This window comes from Streptomyces sp. NPDC028907 (assembly GCF_055564995.1).
The window spans coordinates 21,959-37,694 of record NZ_JBVHVE010000018.1 but is presented as its reverse complement, the minus strand read 5'-3'; the positions used below and the strand labels follow the sequence as shown (position 1 = coordinate 37,694).

Below are 15,736 nucleotides of genomic sequence, written 5' to 3'. Positions count from 1 at the left end.
GCGGTGCCTCGCAGTCAGTGCGCCCCCGTAGGATGGGCGTCATGGCCAAGACCAGTACGACGACCCAGGGGCTGCGTGCGGCGATCGAGCGCAGCGGCTACTACCCGGCCCTCGTGGCCGAGGCGGTGGAGGCCGCCGTGGGCGGCGAGCCCATCCGGTCGTACCTGGTCCACCAGGAGACGACGTTCGACCAGAACGAGGTGCGGCGGCATGTGACCGTCCTCGTCCTCACCGGCAACCGTTTCATCGTCAGCCACACCGACGAGCAGGCCGCGGACAGCACCTCCCCGACGCCGTACGCCACCACCTCCACCGAGTCGGTGAAGATCGGCCGGATCTCCTCGGTCGTCGTCAGCCGTGTCGTCGCCAACCCGGAGAAGTACAAGCCGGGCACGCTGCCCCGCGAGGTCGTGCTGACCATCGGGTGGGGCGCCGTCTCCCGTATCGACCTGGAGCCCGCCGCCTGCGGCGACCCCAACTGCGAGGCCGACCACGGCTACACCGGCAGCTCGACGGCCGACGACCTCAGCCTCCGGGTCAGCGAGGCCGGCGACGGCCCCGAGACCGTCCGCCAGGCCCTTGCCTTCGCCCAGTCGCTGTCCGAGGCGACCGCGGACCTCACTCGCTGATGGTGCAGCCCACCGCCTGGGACGCCCACCCGGAACCCCTCGCCGTCCACTCCGCGCCCGTCCCCGAGTACGGCGGCGGCTCGCTCGCCGACCTGCTGCCCACGCTGGCCGCGGGCATGGCCGTACCGGAGATGACCGCCGCGATCCCCGAGCTGACCGCAGCCGACCGCAACTGCGTGTTCCTGATCGACGGACTCGGCTGGGAGCAGCTCAAGGCGCACCCCGAGGACGCGCCGTTCATGACCTCACTCCTGAGCAGCTCGCGCGGCGGCACCGGACGTCCGATCACCGCCGGCTACCCGGCGACCACCGCGACGTCCCTCGCCTCCGTCGGCACCGGCCTGCCGCCCGGCGCACACGGCCTGCCCGGCTACACCGTGCGCAACCCCGAGACCGGCGAGCTGATGAACCAGCTGCGCTGGAACCCGTGGACCTCGCCGCGCGTCTGGCAGCCGTACCCCACCGTCTTCCAGCTGGCACAGCAGGCGGGCGTGCACGCCGCCCAGGTGTCCTCGCCCACTTTCCAGAACACCCCGCTCACCAAGGTCGCGCTCAGTGGCGGAACGTTCCTCGGGCGGCTGACCGGCGAGGACCGCATGGACCTCGCCGCCGGGCAACTGGCCGCCGGTGACCGCTCCCTGGTCTACACGTACTACGCCGAACTCGACGGAGCCGGCCACCGCTACGGCGTCGACTCCGACACCTGGCGCGGCCAGCTGATGTACGTCGACCGACTCGTCCAGCGCCTCGCCGAACAGCTGCCACCGCGCAGCGCGCTCTACGTCACCGCCGACCACGGCATGATCGACGTGGCCTTCGACGAGGAGCACCGCATCGACTTCGACGAGGACTGGGAGCTGCGCGCCGGCGTCGCCCTGCTGGGCGGCGAGGGCCGGGCCCGGCACGTCTACGCGGTACCGGGCGCCGCGAACGACGTGCTGACCTGCTGGCGCGAGGTGCTCGGCGAGCAGTTCTGGGTGGCCTCCCGGGACGAGGCGATCGAGGCGGGCTGGTTCGGGCCGCGGATCGACGAGCGGGTGTACGACCGGATCGGCGACGTGATCGCGGCCGCCCGGGACGACGTGCTGATCATCGCGTCCGAACGCGAGCCGAAGGAGTCGGCGATGGTCGGCAACCACGGTTCGATGACCCCCGCCGAGCAACTGGTCCCCCTGCTCGAAGTACGCTCCTGACGACTCCCGCCGTTCTCCTCGTTGCCGAAAGGTGCTCAACTCAACATGCCCGAGCTGGTGTTCTTCTCCGGAACCATGGACTGCGGGAAGTCGACTCTGGCGCTACAAATCGAACACAATCGATCGGCGCGTGGTCTGCAGGGACTGATCTTCACGCGTGATGACCGTGCGGGTGAGGGCAAGTTGTCGTCGCGTCTGGGGCTGGTGACCGACGCGGTGGAGGCCGGGCCGGGGCTGGATCTGTACGGATATGTGGTGGAGGAGCTGTCTCGGGGTGGCCGGGTCGACTATGTGATCGTGGACGAGGCCCAGTTCCTGCCGTCCGGGCAGATCGACCAACTGGCCCGGATCGTGGACGACTTGGAACTGGACGTCTTCGCGTTCGGCATCACCACCGACTTCCGGACGAGGCTCTTCCCTGGCTCCCAGCGTCTGATCGAGCTTGCCGATCGCCTGGAGACCTTGCAGGTCGAGGCGATGTGCTGGTGCGGTGCTCGGGCCACGCACAATGCACGCACCGTGGGTGGGGAGATGGTCGTCGAGGGGGAGCAGGTCGTCGTGGGCGACGTGGCTCAGTCGGCGGCGGAGGTCGGGTACGAGGTGCTCTGCCGACGTCATCACCGCCGGCGGATGACGAGCGCCACGGCGCGGGCAGCGGTGTTGTCGCCGGACGTGCTGCCGATCACGGCCACTTGACCGCTGACCGGCGAGAGGCGCGTCGAACCATCCTCACGTCGTCGCCCGGGTGGTTCCTCGTACACGCCGTAAACGTCCCCTCGGTTCCGCGGACCGAGGTCCCGCAACTGCGCTGTCCCCAGGAACACAGCCTCAGTTGAGTCACGTACGTCCAGGGGGCCGCCAGGAGATCCGTCTCTGGGGCGATGCGGTGTTCGCCTCCGGGAGGGGAGGCTGCACGCCAGGATCAGCGAGCAGGGGAAGGCCGCATGGAAGCGATCAAGGAGCCCGACTGGAGCGTCGTGGGAATCCTGGGGGCCGCCCGTGGCGCCCAGGGGGCCGACAAGGGCGGAGCCATCGGTTCCGAGCATCTACTGGCTGGCATTACCACTGCCAAGGGTGCCGCGCGCGAGGCACTCGCGGACGAAGGGGCGACCAGGACCGCACTGTTGGCGGTACTGCGAGACCGGATGGACCGGGACGGTGCGTGGAGCGGTGCCGACGACGTCGAGGCAAGCGTTGCCGCGAAGGACGTGCTGGGGGACGACGGTGACCGAGGCGGCCGCTTCACGGGCGCCGCTGCCAGGGCGCTGACCGCGGCGATGGAACAGGCGCAGCGGGAAGGCGCGGCGAAGTTCGGCGCGGCTCATCTGCTGCGGAGCTTGCTGGAGGAGGACAACCGCGCGGTGGAACTGCTGGGCGCGTGCGGCGTCTCACCACAGGCCGTACGCGTCCGCCTCGACGGCGGCACCGGGGGCCAGGAGGACGGCCTTTCTCCCCTGCTGCATACGACCCGCGACGTTCTCCTCGGCCGTGGCCACTATCGCCGGATGCCCTTCTGGCAGCGGTGGCTGCTCAAGCTCGGCGGGGTCAACTGGGCGTCCACACCGGCCTGGTGGGTCCGAATGGAGACGTACGAACAGGCACGTCGTCTCGGCCACGGCGTGGTGGGCACCGAGCATGTCCTGCTGGCGATCCTGGCCACCCACGAGGTCGCGCTCCGGTACCCGCATCTCGCGGCGGAGAGCGCCCCCACTGGCGGCACCCGGTACGCGGGCGGTGAGCGGCTGGCCGGCCTGGGCATCGACTACGCCTTGGTTCACGGAGCTCTGACCGGTGACCGCGTCCGTCTGGCGGCCGACGCCCGGCCCGTCGAGCAGTACCTCGATGAGGCCGCGGGGCCGAGCGCGGTGAGGTCGGCCGACTCCGGCAGCGCAACCGCGTCCGATCCGGGCACTGGTCCCCTGGTCGAGATACTGCTGAGGGAGGAGACCCGCGCCCGGCAGTTGATCGACGCGCTGACCACCGCTCCCGGCGGCTGACGGGACATTTGGTCTCGGCTTCATCAACAGGTCTGCCGCCTGAGCGGTCAGGGGCGCTGAGGCGGGTCCGGACGGAGGCGCGATCGGGGCCGGGGCTGCCGGAGTCCTGTGCTGGGCGCCGACGGCCTGCCTGCCCGTGGCGCGCTGGGTCCGCGGGCCGAGGCGACCGTCGAGGCCGGCCACGCGAGCGTGGTCACCGGCTTCCGGGCACAGGCCATGGAGCGCGATGGCGGTCAGTTCGTCCTCGTCGCCGAGCACGGCCGACCAAAACACCCCCTAGGGCGGCGGCAAGCGCACCGCGGACCTGTGCCCGGCGCCGGACTCCCGCTGACCTGCGAGGTGGGGCACGTCCGCCAGTGCGGCCTGTGGTCTGTGATCCTCGACGGCGTGGCGTCCCGCGCCGGCTCTTGAGCGGGACGACCGTCAGTAGGCGGCCGAGACCGGACCCAGGTTCGTCCACCGTCCGGGCCCGGACCACCGGTGCAGCCACACGTCGTGCCCGAAGCCGAGCGTGTGCCCCTCGCCCTCGGGGCCGCCGACCTCGAACCAGCCCGACAGGCCCCGAACGATCTGCCCGTCGACCTGCTCGCCCAGCGCGTCGGCGAGTGCCTCGGGGTCGGTGGGCACGGTGCCGCGCCCGTTCACCCACACTGTGCGGTACACGCGGATCAGGGCCTGCGCCGCCTCGTACTCCTCGACCGCACCGGCCCGGTCGGGCAGCCGCACCAGCCACGGGCACCGCTCGGTGTTACCCGTGCGGCAGTCCTTCGCCCGTACGGCGCCGGGGGCCACGGTGTCGACGCGGTACAGGGTGATGCCGTCCGGCACCCGCTCGGGCGGGTCGTCCCAGGGCTCGCCGCAGTTGTTCTCAACGCTGGTGGAGTACAGCACCGGACCTTGGAACCCGGCGCGGGCCAGCGCTCGCAGGTCCTTGTCGAGGTCGAGCGTCCCCACGAGATACACGGCCTGCCCGCTCCCGTCGGACAGCGATGCGCGCAACTCGCCGCGCGACATCAGAGAGGGGCGCTCGGTGAAGACGGGCACGCCGGGCAGGTTCAACTTCGCGACATCGACCTCGGGCCCCGGTCCGCCCTCGCCCAACTGATCCGCGATCCCCTTCGCGCTGCCCCACGCACCGAGCACGGTCATGGTCCGCGTGTGATGCTTCTTGGCGAGATAAGCTCTCAACTGCCAGGCGACTTCCGGCACTTCAGGTGCCACATGATGCGCGTACCCGTAGTGGAGCCCGGGCGGATTCTCCACCCGACAGGTCCCTATGGCCGGCACTGGCGCCCTGCTCAGTTCGCGGGACGGGGCGTCGGCTATCACCGCGACGATCCGCGGGTACGCGGACCTCAGCTCCTCATACGTCAGTCCGCGCCGCGCCCGCACCGCGACGAACTCCAGCGGCAGATCGCCCTGCGCCTTGTTGGCCCGCAGCAGCGCCCGCAGCTCGTCGAGGGCGATGCGCGCGGCCCCGGCCCGGTCCTCTGCGGCCTGCCGCGTGACGACGGCGACGGTGAACGGCTCCCCTCCGACACCCTCTTGACCACTGTCGCGCCCCCCGTCCCGGTCCCCGCCCTTCTGGACGAGCCCGATCACGACGACCGCCACGACGACCACGCCCAGCACCAGCCGGACCGACCACCTCTTCATACGGCACGACGGTACGGCCGGAATGGCACCCTCGGCAGGCCATGGCGGGCTCCGTGAGCCGCGCGGTGATGACCGGCGGCCTGGCCGAGGGTCTCCGGTGTGTGCGGGCGTGGGGTGACGTAGACCCGGCCGTAGGCCAGGAGCAGCCGGAGCAGCCGGATCTGCTCATCGGCGGCCTTTTGATCACGACGAGGTCCTCAAGAGCGGCGAGGAGCGGATCGTGATCCTGGCTGTGGTCCCGCCGCGGCCCCCAGTCTCTGGATGAAGGCCGTGCGGTGCCTCCACGCGTCGTCCACCGCGGCACCGTGCTGGTTCGCCGGGGACTCGTCGTCGTTCTCGGGGACGTACGGCAGCGGCCGGCGCAAGACTTTGAATGAGTACAAGAGGTTTGTCGGAGGCAAGTTCTGCTGCTGGGAGGCGGCGACCCCGGCTACGACGGCTGCTCGATCCGTAGTGCGCGCCTCAGGGAAAGGGATGGGGAAAGGGGTTGAGTCCGGCCACGGTCGAGGGCGGAGTCGGGTCGCCGAGGAGACGCGGCACGTCGAGAAGCCGGGGCAGGCCGTCCACTCTGCGCATGCCGTGCCCGAAAGTCATCGGTGCGGCCCCCGGAACCACGACCTTGACGCAGGCCAGCCCGCCGGCTCGCTGCTCCGAGGTCGTCTGGTCCACGACCAGCACATCCAGTCCCGTCCGCAGGTACCGGTCGATGGCGTGCTCGACGTCCTGGGTCAGATCATCGGTGCTTATGGGGATGCTCCTGGCTGTCATCTCCTCCAGGGACCGCCGCTCGGGAGAGGAGAACAGGAACTCCAGCCGGGAGAAGACCGAGGGGTCGGCGTACAGCAGCGAGTGATCGCTCATGTTCCGTACGAGCGAGGAGTCTGCGGCCATCGCCGTCACCCGCCCACGATGCTCCGCGTAAGAGCGGTCCACGCTGGCCAGGATCGGGCCCAGCTCGCACAGCGCGTTGAGGACCGCACGCTCGGGGACGAGATGGGAGCCGCCCGCGCACACGGCCTTGGCCCGGCCGGTGCGGTCCGTGTGGTCGACGGCGATGGCCCACACACACGGCAGTCCCTGTTCGACCGTGGTGTCCAGCACCGTGATGGTTCTCGACGTCTCTTCCTCAAGATGCGCGGCGAGCAGACGGACCCGAGGGTCACGGGCCGAACCCAGGTCGATCCTGGGCAGTGGACGGCGCGCGTACCAGGCGATCAGGAAGGCGTCGCGCTCCGCGACTTCGAGGAGACCGTAGAGGATGGCCTCTTCCAGGCAGCCGCCCAGGGCACAGCCATTGGAGATCTCGTAGGCCAGTCGTGGTTCGTCCGGACGCAGCAGGTGGGCACCGTAGTACGCGTACGTCTCGGGCAGCAGCATGGGCCGGCGCCGGGCGAACGAGTAGGCCCACACCCAGTGCATCGACAGGTCTTCGTGGAAGGGGGTGAAGGGGAAGCCGGGTACTCCGTGACGCTCTGGTGTGTAGAGCCCGAGCACGCGCGGATCGACAGCCGTCTCCCGGACGTCGCGGTACGAGGCGCGGACGGTCGTCCGTTTGCCGCCCGCCTGCAGTCCTCCCCACCGCTCGACAGCCTCCAGCACGGCGGTCGCCACACTGGCTCGATAGTTGTCACTGCGGCCCCACCCCGATTCCTCCGACGTGTGTCCGCGTATCGGCAGCGTTGCCCTGGCGACGGGAAGGCCGCCCTCGTCTCCCGTGCCGACATCTCTGATCAGGCCCGTCTCACTGTCGACGAAGGTGCGTACCAGCATCTGGCGTTCATCGGTCGCGTTGCGGGTCCGGAATGCCCCGGGCCGGGGCTTGAGCCGGGGGCGCAGAGTGAGCCGGGCGCGTTCGGCGGTGTCTTCCGGCGGCTCTCCGCAGACGGGACAGAGAGGTTCGGGCAGTATCCGGTGGGTGCGCACGGTCAGGTCCGCCAAGGAGACGCGGAGGAGGGCCGACGCGGACCGGGGGGTGGTGCCGGAGGCCAGTGCCGTGATCTCGTCGGCGACCAGCTCCGCGATGCCGTCGGCGGCGAAGCTGGTCAGCCACGGCGCCGGGCTGCCGGCCAGGCTGTCACGGTTCCGGTCCAGCACGGCGTAGCGGCCGGGCTGGTTTCGGCGGCGCCGCAGATCGGCGCAGGTCCAGCAGCCGGATGCGCCGGGAGTTGTCAGTGGTCCCACAACGACATGGCCCAGTTCGGCGGTCACCGGAAGGACCGGGACCGGGATGGCGGGCACCGCGCCGAGTGGGGCGTCCGCCCATCCGTCCGAGACAGGCACGAGGGCCACGAGTCCCTCGTGCGCGGCCGGTCGGAGTTCTGCCGGGTCGTGCAACCGGACCTTCCCGGCCAGGGAGGCTGCCACGGCCTCCCGCAGGAGGCCGTTCCCCAGCAGGCTCACGACCGGTGTCATGTCATGCATCGAGCAGCACGACCCTTCCTGTGCAGGGCAGGACCCGGGCCATCGCCGGATCGTCGTCGAGAAGCGTGAGGACCGGCTCCCGGCCGGTGCGCCGGATCGCGTCGATCACCTCGGCCGGGGTGACCTCCGCGGGTGGCGTCCACGAACTGTCGCAGGCGCTCGGCTCGTCCAGGACGGCGCCGGGAAGCGCTCCCGACTGTGCTGCCGCCAGCAGGAGTTCGAGACCGTGGTGCGCGGCCTCGGTCCAACTCAGCGCGGCCTCCACATGACGCACGGCCCCCTCCACCGCGCACCCCACGGTCGGTATGCCGGCGACGCCCGTCAGGTCGTACAGCTGGACGTCATGGCCGAGTGCGCCGAGCAGCCGGTGATACTTGCGAAGGGCGGGGTACGAGGCGAACGCCTTCTCATCGATCGGCGTACCGGACCGGTCGAGCAGGGAGGACGGGCCGTCGGAGCCTGTGAACAGGTCGGCCCGGTAGCGGGCGAGGACGGCGGCGGTCACCATCTGCGCCCAGTCCAGACCGGTCCCGACACCGACTTCCAGGTCCGGCACGTCCGGCTGCGCAGCGCCGCGAGCGGTATCGGCGTCGACGCGCAGGACTGCCTCGTCGCCCAGGCGCAGCCCCCAGCGCGGTCGCCGCTCAGCGGGATGCGGCGCATGCAGGCCCGAGGCCAGCACCCCGTACACGCCGACGGCCTTCAGGGCGGCCCGCTGCCTGGCCGAGGCGAAGTCCGGTCCGCACGCCGTCACCTCCACACGGTCCAAAGAGAACGGGTCCGCGACGACCGCACACATCTGCCGCAGTGGCATCTGGGGCAGTTCGGCCTCGTCCAGGTCCCTGATCGGCCCGAACCGCTCGTCGACTGCGGCCATCACACGGGTCGAGAACTCCTCCTCGGTCAACCTCTCCCCGGCGCGCAGCCGTCGTACCGAAGCCTCGAACCGCTCGCGTGATCCCGTCACCGTTCCTGCCGGAGGAGGGAGAGGCAGCACGCGGTGCGAGGACCGCTCCAGCGTGCCGGTGTCGAACACCTGTAGACGGGAGTCGGCGGCGACCGATGTTCCGGTGACGTCGCGGTAGAGCCGGAAGGCGAGATGGTTGGCCAGTACGGACGGAGACGCGCCCGATGCCGGAGGCGTACGGGCGGTCCGGAAGGCCTCTCTGTCTCCAGGCGCGAACCGCCGCCACACCGTCTCCCAGTCCAGTCCCGGGCTCGGTCCGATGACGACCTCGGCCGCCGAGAGGAGCGCCTGCACCAGGGGGATGCCACGCCGCGCGCAGCGTGCGGCGAGGCGCCGGGCCGGAGCGATGCCGTCCGAGTCGAACAAGTGGAGTGCGAAGTCGATGCCCTCAAGGACGTCGTCGTCCGGAGTGTCCCCGTCGCACAGGTCATCGCCGACCTCGACGGGGTTGTCGAGCAGGGCCGTCACTTTTCGTACCCCGCCACGGGAGAGCGCCCGTACGCATGCGGCGACCAGCGGTCCGGGTCCGGCCACCAACGCGCTGCCCCGCACGAAGCGCTCGTGGGCGGTGCCCCCGTCTCCGGTGAAGTATGTGGCGAACGCCCGCCCGGCGTCACTCCCCGTAGGCGTGGCCCGCTCCGCGGCGGCGTCCCGAACCAGGTCCTTCGCAAGCAGTACGTCGATCAGCTCGATGACCAGGGAACGGTGCCGGTCCGACAGGTTCGCGGTGAGTTCGTCCACGGTCCTGCGACCGTCCAGGTGGGGGGCCAGCCTCTGTGTGACAGCCGCGATCGACGTCCCGTTGAGGGTGATCTCACCGGCACTGCTCAGCCAGACCACACCGTGTGCCACCGGTGCGAAGGAGGCGTCGTCACGGAGTCGGGGCCTCATGCTTCGCATCCGTCTTCCCCTTCGTCCGAGGAGGCGGGTCGCCCGAGGGCGAACTCCCCGACACCGGTCTCCTCCAGGGCGTCGAGCCCGGTGGCGGCGGCGAAGGCTTCCGCGTCCCCGACCCCCAGGGCGCACGGCGCCAGCCCCATCGCTGTCGCGGCCAGATACATGGTCTGCTGGAGCACGCCCACATGCTTGAGGGTCAGCGCGTAGGCCATCGCCCGGTACTTCCAGGACAGCCGGCCGTACCTGGTCGCGATCACGAACAGCACCTGGGGTGTGGCACCCCCGTTCATCCCGGCTGCGGACGACATCATCAGCCAGCGCAGGGCGGTCGCGGTGGCCGGGACCTGGCTCAGCCCGTGCTGGTGCGGGTCGTAGTGGTACAGGCCGGAGGGAAGGCCGCGCACCTTGTGCACCAATGGATAGACCTCCAGTTCGTGGGCGGCGCCGCCCGCCGGCCACGGCCGGTCCGACACGTCCAGGCCGGTGTCCTGGCCGGTCGCGCGCACTCGTGCGGTCCGGAACAGGAATTCACCCACCTCCTCGACGGTCAGTGGATCGTCCTCGTCGTACGAGCGGATCGACCGGCGCCCCTCCATCACCGCCGACAGGGGTGGATCCTGCGCGTGCAGCCGTTCGAGATCCGGGCGGGGGAGGGCGATATCCGAGGATCCCCACGTGGGGTGCCGGGCGGGCGGCGGGTCGAAGCGCCCCTTCGCCCAGTAGTTGCCGCCGAAGTCCTCGCCCATCCGGTGATCGCGTCGCAGCCTGCTGTCGTGGTGGAAGGCGAGCTCGTGCGGGCTCCACTGGGCTCCCCGCAGTTCGTCGGTCTCCTCGGCGGCAGCCAGGAGCCCCGCATCCTCCAGGTCGGTCAGAAGCCACCGTGCCGCCTCGGCCGGCAGGCCGCTCGGATCCTGGGCCGCACCCGCCGTGACGACGGTCTCCAGGAGCCGGGTGTCGGTTATCCGCACGCTCCGTGCAGCGGTCGGCGACGCCACCAGTACTCCGTCGCCGTCCCGCCTGACCGACGCGAAGCGGGAGAGCCGATACGGGCGGTCCGACACGGGAGGACGGCGTGGCGGCCACCGGGTGTGGGTGCTGTACAGCGTCCGCTCGCCGCAGGCGACGGTGGTCACCGCCCAACCGCCTCGGGTCAGTGCCGCCACCAGGGCTGCGGTGCTTTCGGCCGGGCAGAGAGCGCCGAGTTCCTCGACCGACCGGTCGTCGACGAGCTCGCGCAGCACGGCGTGCTCCGGAGCGGTCAGCCGGCCGAACTCCTCGGCGTGGGGCCAGCGGAGGAGAGCGGTGGCGCCCGAGCCGGAGGTGAGGCAACGCACGCCGTCCGTGAGCCGGTACAGCCTGCGCAGCGCGGTCACGACGACTCCCGCAGCCGCGTGGAACCGGCCCTGGGCGACCGGCCGGGAGTGGGCAGCAGTACGTCGGTGGCGGACACCTGGAACAGATCCTCGGCGGCGTTCGCCGCCAGATGGCACAGCAGGAACCGCTCGACGGGAGCCAGTCCGAGCCGGGTGAGATGCAGATACGTGTAGTTGAGGGCGAGCCGATACCCGTCGAACCAGACCCTGTCCACTTCGACGGACGGGCGGGGACGGTTGTGAAAAGGGCTCTTCCGCAGCATGGACCTGGCCAGTTCATCGTTCTCGGCCGAGCGGTGCGCCCACGGCGGGTCCATGCTCATGTCACCGGCCGCGATCAGGTCCGCACCTTGTCGCACCGTGTCACCCGCGGCATCCAGCCAGCCGCGGACGAAGGAAGGCTCTGCCGCCTCCGAGTCGATGGCGGCCAGCAGCACCTCCAGCCGCCGCACGAGCTGGTCGCGGTGGACAGCGTAATGCCGGTCCCATGCTTCGCGGAGTCCCTCGGCCTCCGGCCACCAGGACAGGAACGCCTCGGCATGGGAGCGGAACGAGACGAATCCCTGTCGAAGTCCCGTGCCGGACAGCCCGTGAGCCGAGGCAATCATGGTGTCGAAGGCGAGCTCGGTGAGCCGGCCGCCGGTGCGCAGATGAGCGACCGTGTCGAACGCGAGCGGTGTCGTCGCCGCGTAGAAGTCGGCGAGCAGATCGGCGGCCCGGTCGCTGCCGAGGACATGCAGCCGTCGGTCGTACGGGATTTCCTGCACGGAGTTGTCGGGCAGCAGCGGGCTCAGCGGTCCGGGCTCATGCTCGAGTTCGGCGAGTCGCTCATGCCGACGGGTCATCTCCGCGGCGTCGACCGCCGCAGTTGACGGGTGCGCGGTCAGGTAGGTCTTGACCAACTCGTCGATCGCGGGACGGACGACGTCCTCGAACACCTCCGGCCGGGCGTTGACGTTGATGCGCACATGCGGGCCGCGGAGCCAGTGCGGCAGGTAGTGGACCGAGGACACATGCGGCGAGATCCTCTCCACAAGCGGCTTCACGGCCTCCAGCAGCAGTCCGCCGCGGTCCTCGTCGTAATAGGTGACACGGAAAGTCCGCCACATCATTCCCCCTTGGGTCCGTCCGGGTCGCTGACCGCGCGTGCGGCCAGATAGCGCAGCACCCCTTCGGCGTCGACACGTACACCGACCCGGTTGGCGAACAGGTGCGCGCACAGATCTGACACGGACTCGGCGGACGGGGCGGTGGCGTCCGCGTCCAGCACGTCCACCACCTTCGCCAGCGACGCCGTCCACTGACGCAGAGTGCCGCCGCCGTCGGGCATCCGACGCCATTCCCGCGCAGCTCTGCCCATGTCGGCGGCCAGGGCGAGCAGTCGGTTCCGCTGCTGCTCGTACAGGGCCTCCTGGCCATCGCTTCGTGAGCCGGCCTTCGCGAGTTGGCGCCTGGCGAGGTCCGGTACGTCCTCGCTGCCGAGTGTCCAGGCGAGGAAGAGACAGCAGAGTACGGCCGTTTCACGGCGCTGCCGTGTGGCTCCGGAACGCAGTTGGGCGAGCGCCAGTGCGCTGGACTCGGCGAAGTGCCCTTCCACGGTCTCGATCGTCGAGCCGCTGCCGTAACGGAGGTGTTCACGGTGGTACGGCAGGAAGTGCACCGAGTTGTTGGCGTACATGTGCTCGACAGGGACGACGCCCTCCCACGCTCCGATCTGCCGGGCGGAGGCGAGGTACTCATCCTGGGTCAGTACGTCGGGAGCCGGGAAACGCTCGAAGTGAGCTACGGCCCGGTGTTCGATCAGGTTGCGCACGTCGTCTCGCAGCGCGTCGTCGCTGGGCAGGACACGGAGTCTGATGTGCGGGCCGCCGTCCCAGTACCGCAGGAAGAAGCATTGGTCCGCCCATGCGCGCTCGCGCAGTTCACCGGCCAGCGGGTCCACCAGTCCGGTCAGCAACTGGTCCTGGTCCCCGTGGTGGAACAGATGCGCACTGATCCATCCGCCACCGCTCATGGCGAGCCGTCCGTGCTGAGTTCGAAGACGATTTCGGACACCCGGGGCTCCGAGCCCGCCACCGGGCGGGCGTGGGCGGGGTCGGGCAGTGCCTCCTCGAAGGCGACATGCCCGGTGAACGACTTGGTCATGTGGCGGAAGACAGCGAGCATCGACATGCTGGACAAGTCCAGGAACATGGGTTTGCGGGATTTGGCGAACACGTTGCTCACCCAGTCCCCGCCGGCCGTGTGCAGCCGCATGAAGGACCGCCGCGGGATGCCGTGGGCACGCAGCCAGCCCGCCAGACGCAGGAGGTGATCCGCGTCCGTCTCTCCGGCACGCCGCACCGGGACCTGGTCGATCGGGGCCCGCCACTCCGCCCGTTGTACGACGAGCCGCCCCACTTCCACCCGCGGCAGGAACTCCACGTCCTGAGTTCGGTCGGCGGGTGCGGGTTTGAACAGGGACAGGCTCGGGTGAAGGAGATACGACTGTCCAAAGGCGGCGAGCAGCAGCCGCGCGGCGGGAGGCAGCAGCGGGTCGGCCAGCATGCCCAGATGGGCGGGCTGAATGAGGCGGCCCGTCGACCGGGCCACCAACTCGAGTGTGCCGCTGCCGGGTTCGTGCCGGACCACGAGATCGCGCAGCGGGATGCGCTCGGGGGCGGGCCGGGTGGTCGTGGTGTATGGATAGTCGATCTCGTACGGGGCCGTGGGCGCACGCAGATTCACCGACACCCCGAAGGTCCCGGACAGTTCGGCGAGTACCGGGATGTGTTCCGCGTCCGACGCGGTCCGGCCGGTGGAGAACTCCGGTCCGCCTGCTTGGCGCAGCAGCCGGGCCCAGCGCCCACTGCCCTTGCCGTATCCGCCGCTGATGGTGTTGACCACAGCCGTCAGCCGATCGCCGCCGAACTCCGGCTGGACGTAGCAGGCGATGGAGCCGGGGGTGCGGACCCAGTTCGGCCAGCCCGCGGCCAGGTCGGCCAGCACGGCGGGGTCGGTCCTGAGCACGGTGCCGTCGCGTACACCGGACAGCACCGTCTCCAGCGACTTCTGACGCAGCCGGTGCAGCAGGGCCAGTTCCGGCACCGGACTGTGCTCCAGCACTTCGGCCGGGACGGGTTTGCTGAGTTGCAGGAAGGGACGCAGCGGGCGCAGCCAGTCGGGGCAGTCGGCGTCCTCGCGGGCGAGGTCGAACTGGATCGCGGTGTGCACGTCCAAGAACGCCGGTGCGGCTCCCGCGCCGAATCGGTGTCCGACGTACTCGCCGAGCGCCATCCGGACGGGCAGCATGCGGTCGTGCAGGGACAGCCAGCGGCGCAGTACGTCCAGGTCGTCGAGAACCGGCTGCCACTCGGCCCTCGAGGCGGTGAGCAAACCGTGGGGCAGGACCGCGTTCTCGTGAAAGGCGATCTTGCCGAGCACGTCCGGCGGCGGCCAGTTCAGCCCCAGCCGTCGGCCGATCGCGGTGAGCAGCTGCGCTATCGCGGTCTGCCGCGTGCGGTAGCCGTCGGTTTCCGTCGGGCGCAGTTCCCCGGTGAGTTCGTCGCGCAGGGCAGTGAGATCGGCTGTCAGGTCGCTGAGTCCGGGGGCCGTGGCGACGAGGTGTCCGATCAGGTCGTTCAGCGGGTTCTCGGACTGGTCGGACACGGGACCGACGTACTCCAGCGCGCCGATGGCCAGCAGCCGAGCACAGAACCGTGCCACTGACTCCTTGCTCTGGGACGCCGTGGAGGCGAGGGTGTCGTGCAGGTGGGCCAGCGAGCACTGGTCTCCCACGATGCGCAGACATGCGGCGATCCGGGGTGTCGTCGGCACCGACATGAGTGGCTCGGCCGGCCGATGGCCCAGGAAGGTGTAGCGGCCGTTCACCTCTCGCAGGCTGGGGTTGGGTCGCACATGGAGGCCGCGGGTGACCTCCTCCCGCAACAGCAGCGCGCCGGTGAGCTGTTCCAGGACCATCCGGTCCAGTTCGAGGACGCAGGCGATGGTGTCGTCGCCCGAGGAGGACAGTGCTGGGCCGTCGTCCGACCAGGTGCCCGCTGCCGTTGCCGTGAAGGTGCTGTACGGGCTGGTCTTCGTGGCGGCGCGAGAGACGAACTTCGTCAGTCCGACGATGGTACGAGGCTTGAACCGGGCCTGGCGGCGCGTCAGTTCGTCCAGCAGTGTGGGACTGGCCTGGGACAGGGCGTGCCGGAACATCGGATCGGCGGCGGTCTTGAACAGCTTGGCCGTCTCGTCCGCGCGGTCCTGATCGACCGTCGCCGAGAGTTCGCGACGCGCTTCCTGTTGTCTGCGCATTGTCTCCAGCCAGCGCACGACGCGGTCCGAGGTCTGTGCGGGCAGCGCCCGCGCCAGCTCCTCATCCCATTCCATACGCGCCGGGAGTCGTTTGCCGTGGATGCTGCGGCGTAATGCAACCAACCTGGGCTTCAAGGAGAGATCACCGAGCCCGCCGATCGCCGTATAGAGCAGATCGCTCAGTTCTTCCGCATCCTTGGCCAGTTCATCGTCGAGCGACAAAATATCCTGGGTCAGATGCCAGGATCGACTGCCCGCCAACTCATCCGGCAGAGTCGCGGGAAGTCCGCAGAAACGGGCGAAG

12 protein-coding genes are annotated in these 15,736 nt (G+C 70.2%); 5 read left to right on the top strand and 7 right to left on the bottom strand.

The genetic code is table 11. The features are described 5' to 3' along the window. Window positions 1-41: 41 nt before the first annotated feature. The 5 genes from ACZ4UU_RS38620 (at window position 42) to ACZ4UU_RS38600 (ending at window position 4,230) form a co-directional block, all read left to right on the top strand. Window positions 42-629, top strand: a complete 588-nt coding sequence (locus ACZ4UU_RS38620) for a DUF5998 family protein (protein WP_471908095.1) — start codon at window positions 42-44, stop codon at window positions 627-629. Further along, entirely contained in the window at window positions 629-1,822 is a 1,194-nt protein-coding gene (locus ACZ4UU_RS38615; RefSeq protein WP_471908094.1) for an alkaline phosphatase family protein, read from the top strand. The genes ACZ4UU_RS38620 and ACZ4UU_RS38615 overlap by 1 nt, the downstream gene beginning before the upstream one ends. A gap of 45 nt (window positions 1,823-1,867) precedes the next feature. Then, entirely contained in the window at window positions 1,868-2,518 is a 651-nt protein-coding gene (locus tag ACZ4UU_RS38610) for a thymidine kinase (protein ID WP_471908093.1), read from the top strand. A 248-nt stretch (window positions 2,519-2,766) separates the two neighbouring features. Continuing rightward, window positions 2,767-3,819: a Clp protease N-terminal domain-containing protein gene (locus tag ACZ4UU_RS38605; RefSeq protein WP_471908092.1), complete on the top strand. Its 1,053-nt coding sequence runs from the start codon at window positions 2,767-2,769 to the stop codon at window positions 3,817-3,819. Window positions 3,820-3,927: 108 nt separating this feature from the next. Next, complete coding sequence (locus ACZ4UU_RS38600) at window positions 3,928-4,230, top strand: hypothetical protein (protein WP_471908091.1); 303 nt, start codon at window positions 3,928-3,930, stop codon at window positions 4,228-4,230. Between the two features lie 12 nt (window positions 4,231-4,242). Here ACZ4UU_RS38600 and ACZ4UU_RS38595 read toward each other — a convergent pair whose 3' ends face one another. From ACZ4UU_RS38595 to ACZ4UU_RS38565, 7 genes are all read right to left on the bottom strand, one after another. Further along, window positions 4,243-5,475: a hypothetical protein gene (locus ACZ4UU_RS38595; protein WP_471908090.1), complete on the bottom strand. Its 1,233-nt coding sequence runs from the start codon at window positions 5,473-5,475 to the stop codon at window positions 4,243-4,245. Window positions 5,476-5,937: 462 nt separating this feature from the next. Next, window positions 5,938-7,887, bottom strand: coding sequence for a TOMM precursor leader peptide-binding protein (locus ACZ4UU_RS38590; protein ID WP_471908089.1), 1,950 nt, complete (start codon window positions 7,885-7,887; stop codon window positions 5,938-5,940). A 1-nt stretch (window position 7,888) separates the two neighbouring features. Beyond that, a complete protein-coding gene (locus ACZ4UU_RS38585) occupies window positions 7,889-9,754 on the bottom strand; it encodes a hypothetical protein (protein WP_471908088.1) in 1,866 nt (621 codons plus the stop codon). Further along, window positions 9,751-11,133: a SagB family peptide dehydrogenase gene (locus ACZ4UU_RS38580; protein ID WP_471908087.1), complete on the bottom strand. Its 1,383-nt coding sequence runs from the start codon at window positions 11,131-11,133 to the stop codon at window positions 9,751-9,753. Before ACZ4UU_RS38580 ends, ACZ4UU_RS38585 begins: the two co-directional genes overlap by 4 nt. Beyond that, complete coding sequence (locus tag ACZ4UU_RS38575; RefSeq protein ID WP_471908086.1) at window positions 11,130-12,245, bottom strand: thiopeptide maturation pyridine synthase; 1,116 nt, start codon at window positions 12,243-12,245, stop codon at window positions 11,130-11,132. Before ACZ4UU_RS38575 ends, ACZ4UU_RS38580 begins: the two co-directional genes overlap by 4 nt. Further along, window positions 12,242-13,147 carry a thiopeptide-type bacteriocin biosynthesis protein gene (locus ACZ4UU_RS38570; RefSeq protein ID WP_471908085.1) on the bottom strand — a complete coding sequence of 302 codons (906 nt, stop codon included), beginning with the start codon at window positions 13,145-13,147 and terminating at the stop codon, window positions 12,242-12,244. Before ACZ4UU_RS38570 ends, ACZ4UU_RS38575 begins: the two co-directional genes overlap by 4 nt. After that, window positions 13,144-15,654 (bottom strand): lantibiotic dehydratase, encoded by a 2,511-nt coding sequence (locus ACZ4UU_RS38565; protein WP_471908084.1) that lies wholly within the window; start codon window positions 15,652-15,654, stop codon window positions 13,144-13,146. The genes ACZ4UU_RS38570 and ACZ4UU_RS38565 overlap by 4 nt, the downstream gene beginning before the upstream one ends. Window positions 15,655-15,736 lie beyond the last annotated feature (82 nt).

Coding starts and splice junctions, on each gene's coding strand:
- ACZ4UU_RS38590 (WP_471908089.1), bottom strand. CDS start 7,887: ATGACACCGGTCGTGAGCCTGCTGGGGAACGGCCTCCTGCGGGAGGCC.
- ACZ4UU_RS38605 (WP_471908092.1), top strand. CDS start 2,767: ATGGAAGCGATCAAGGAGCCCGACTGGAGCGTCGTGGGAATCCTGGGG.
- ACZ4UU_RS38610 (WP_471908093.1), top strand. CDS start 1,868: ATGCCCGAGCTGGTGTTCTTCTCCGGAACCATGGACTGCGGGAAGTCG.
- ACZ4UU_RS38595 (WP_471908090.1), bottom strand. CDS start 5,475: ATGAAGAGGTGGTCGGTCCGGCTGGTGCTGGGCGTGGTCGTCGTGGCG.
- ACZ4UU_RS38620 (WP_471908095.1), top strand. CDS start 42: ATGGCCAAGACCAGTACGACGACCCAGGGGCTGCGTGCGGCGATCGAG.
- ACZ4UU_RS38585 (WP_471908088.1), bottom strand. CDS start 9,754: ATGAGGCCCCGACTCCGTGACGACGCCTCCTTCGCACCGGTGGCACAC.
- ACZ4UU_RS38575 (WP_471908086.1), bottom strand. CDS start 12,245: ATGATGTGGCGGACTTTCCGTGTCACCTATTACGACGAGGACCGCGGC.
- ACZ4UU_RS38570 (WP_471908085.1), bottom strand. CDS start 13,147: ATGAGCGGTGGCGGATGGATCAGTGCGCATCTGTTCCACCACGGGGAC.
- ACZ4UU_RS38615 (WP_471908094.1), top strand. CDS start 629: ATGGTGCAGCCCACCGCCTGGGACGCCCACCCGGAACCCCTCGCCGTC.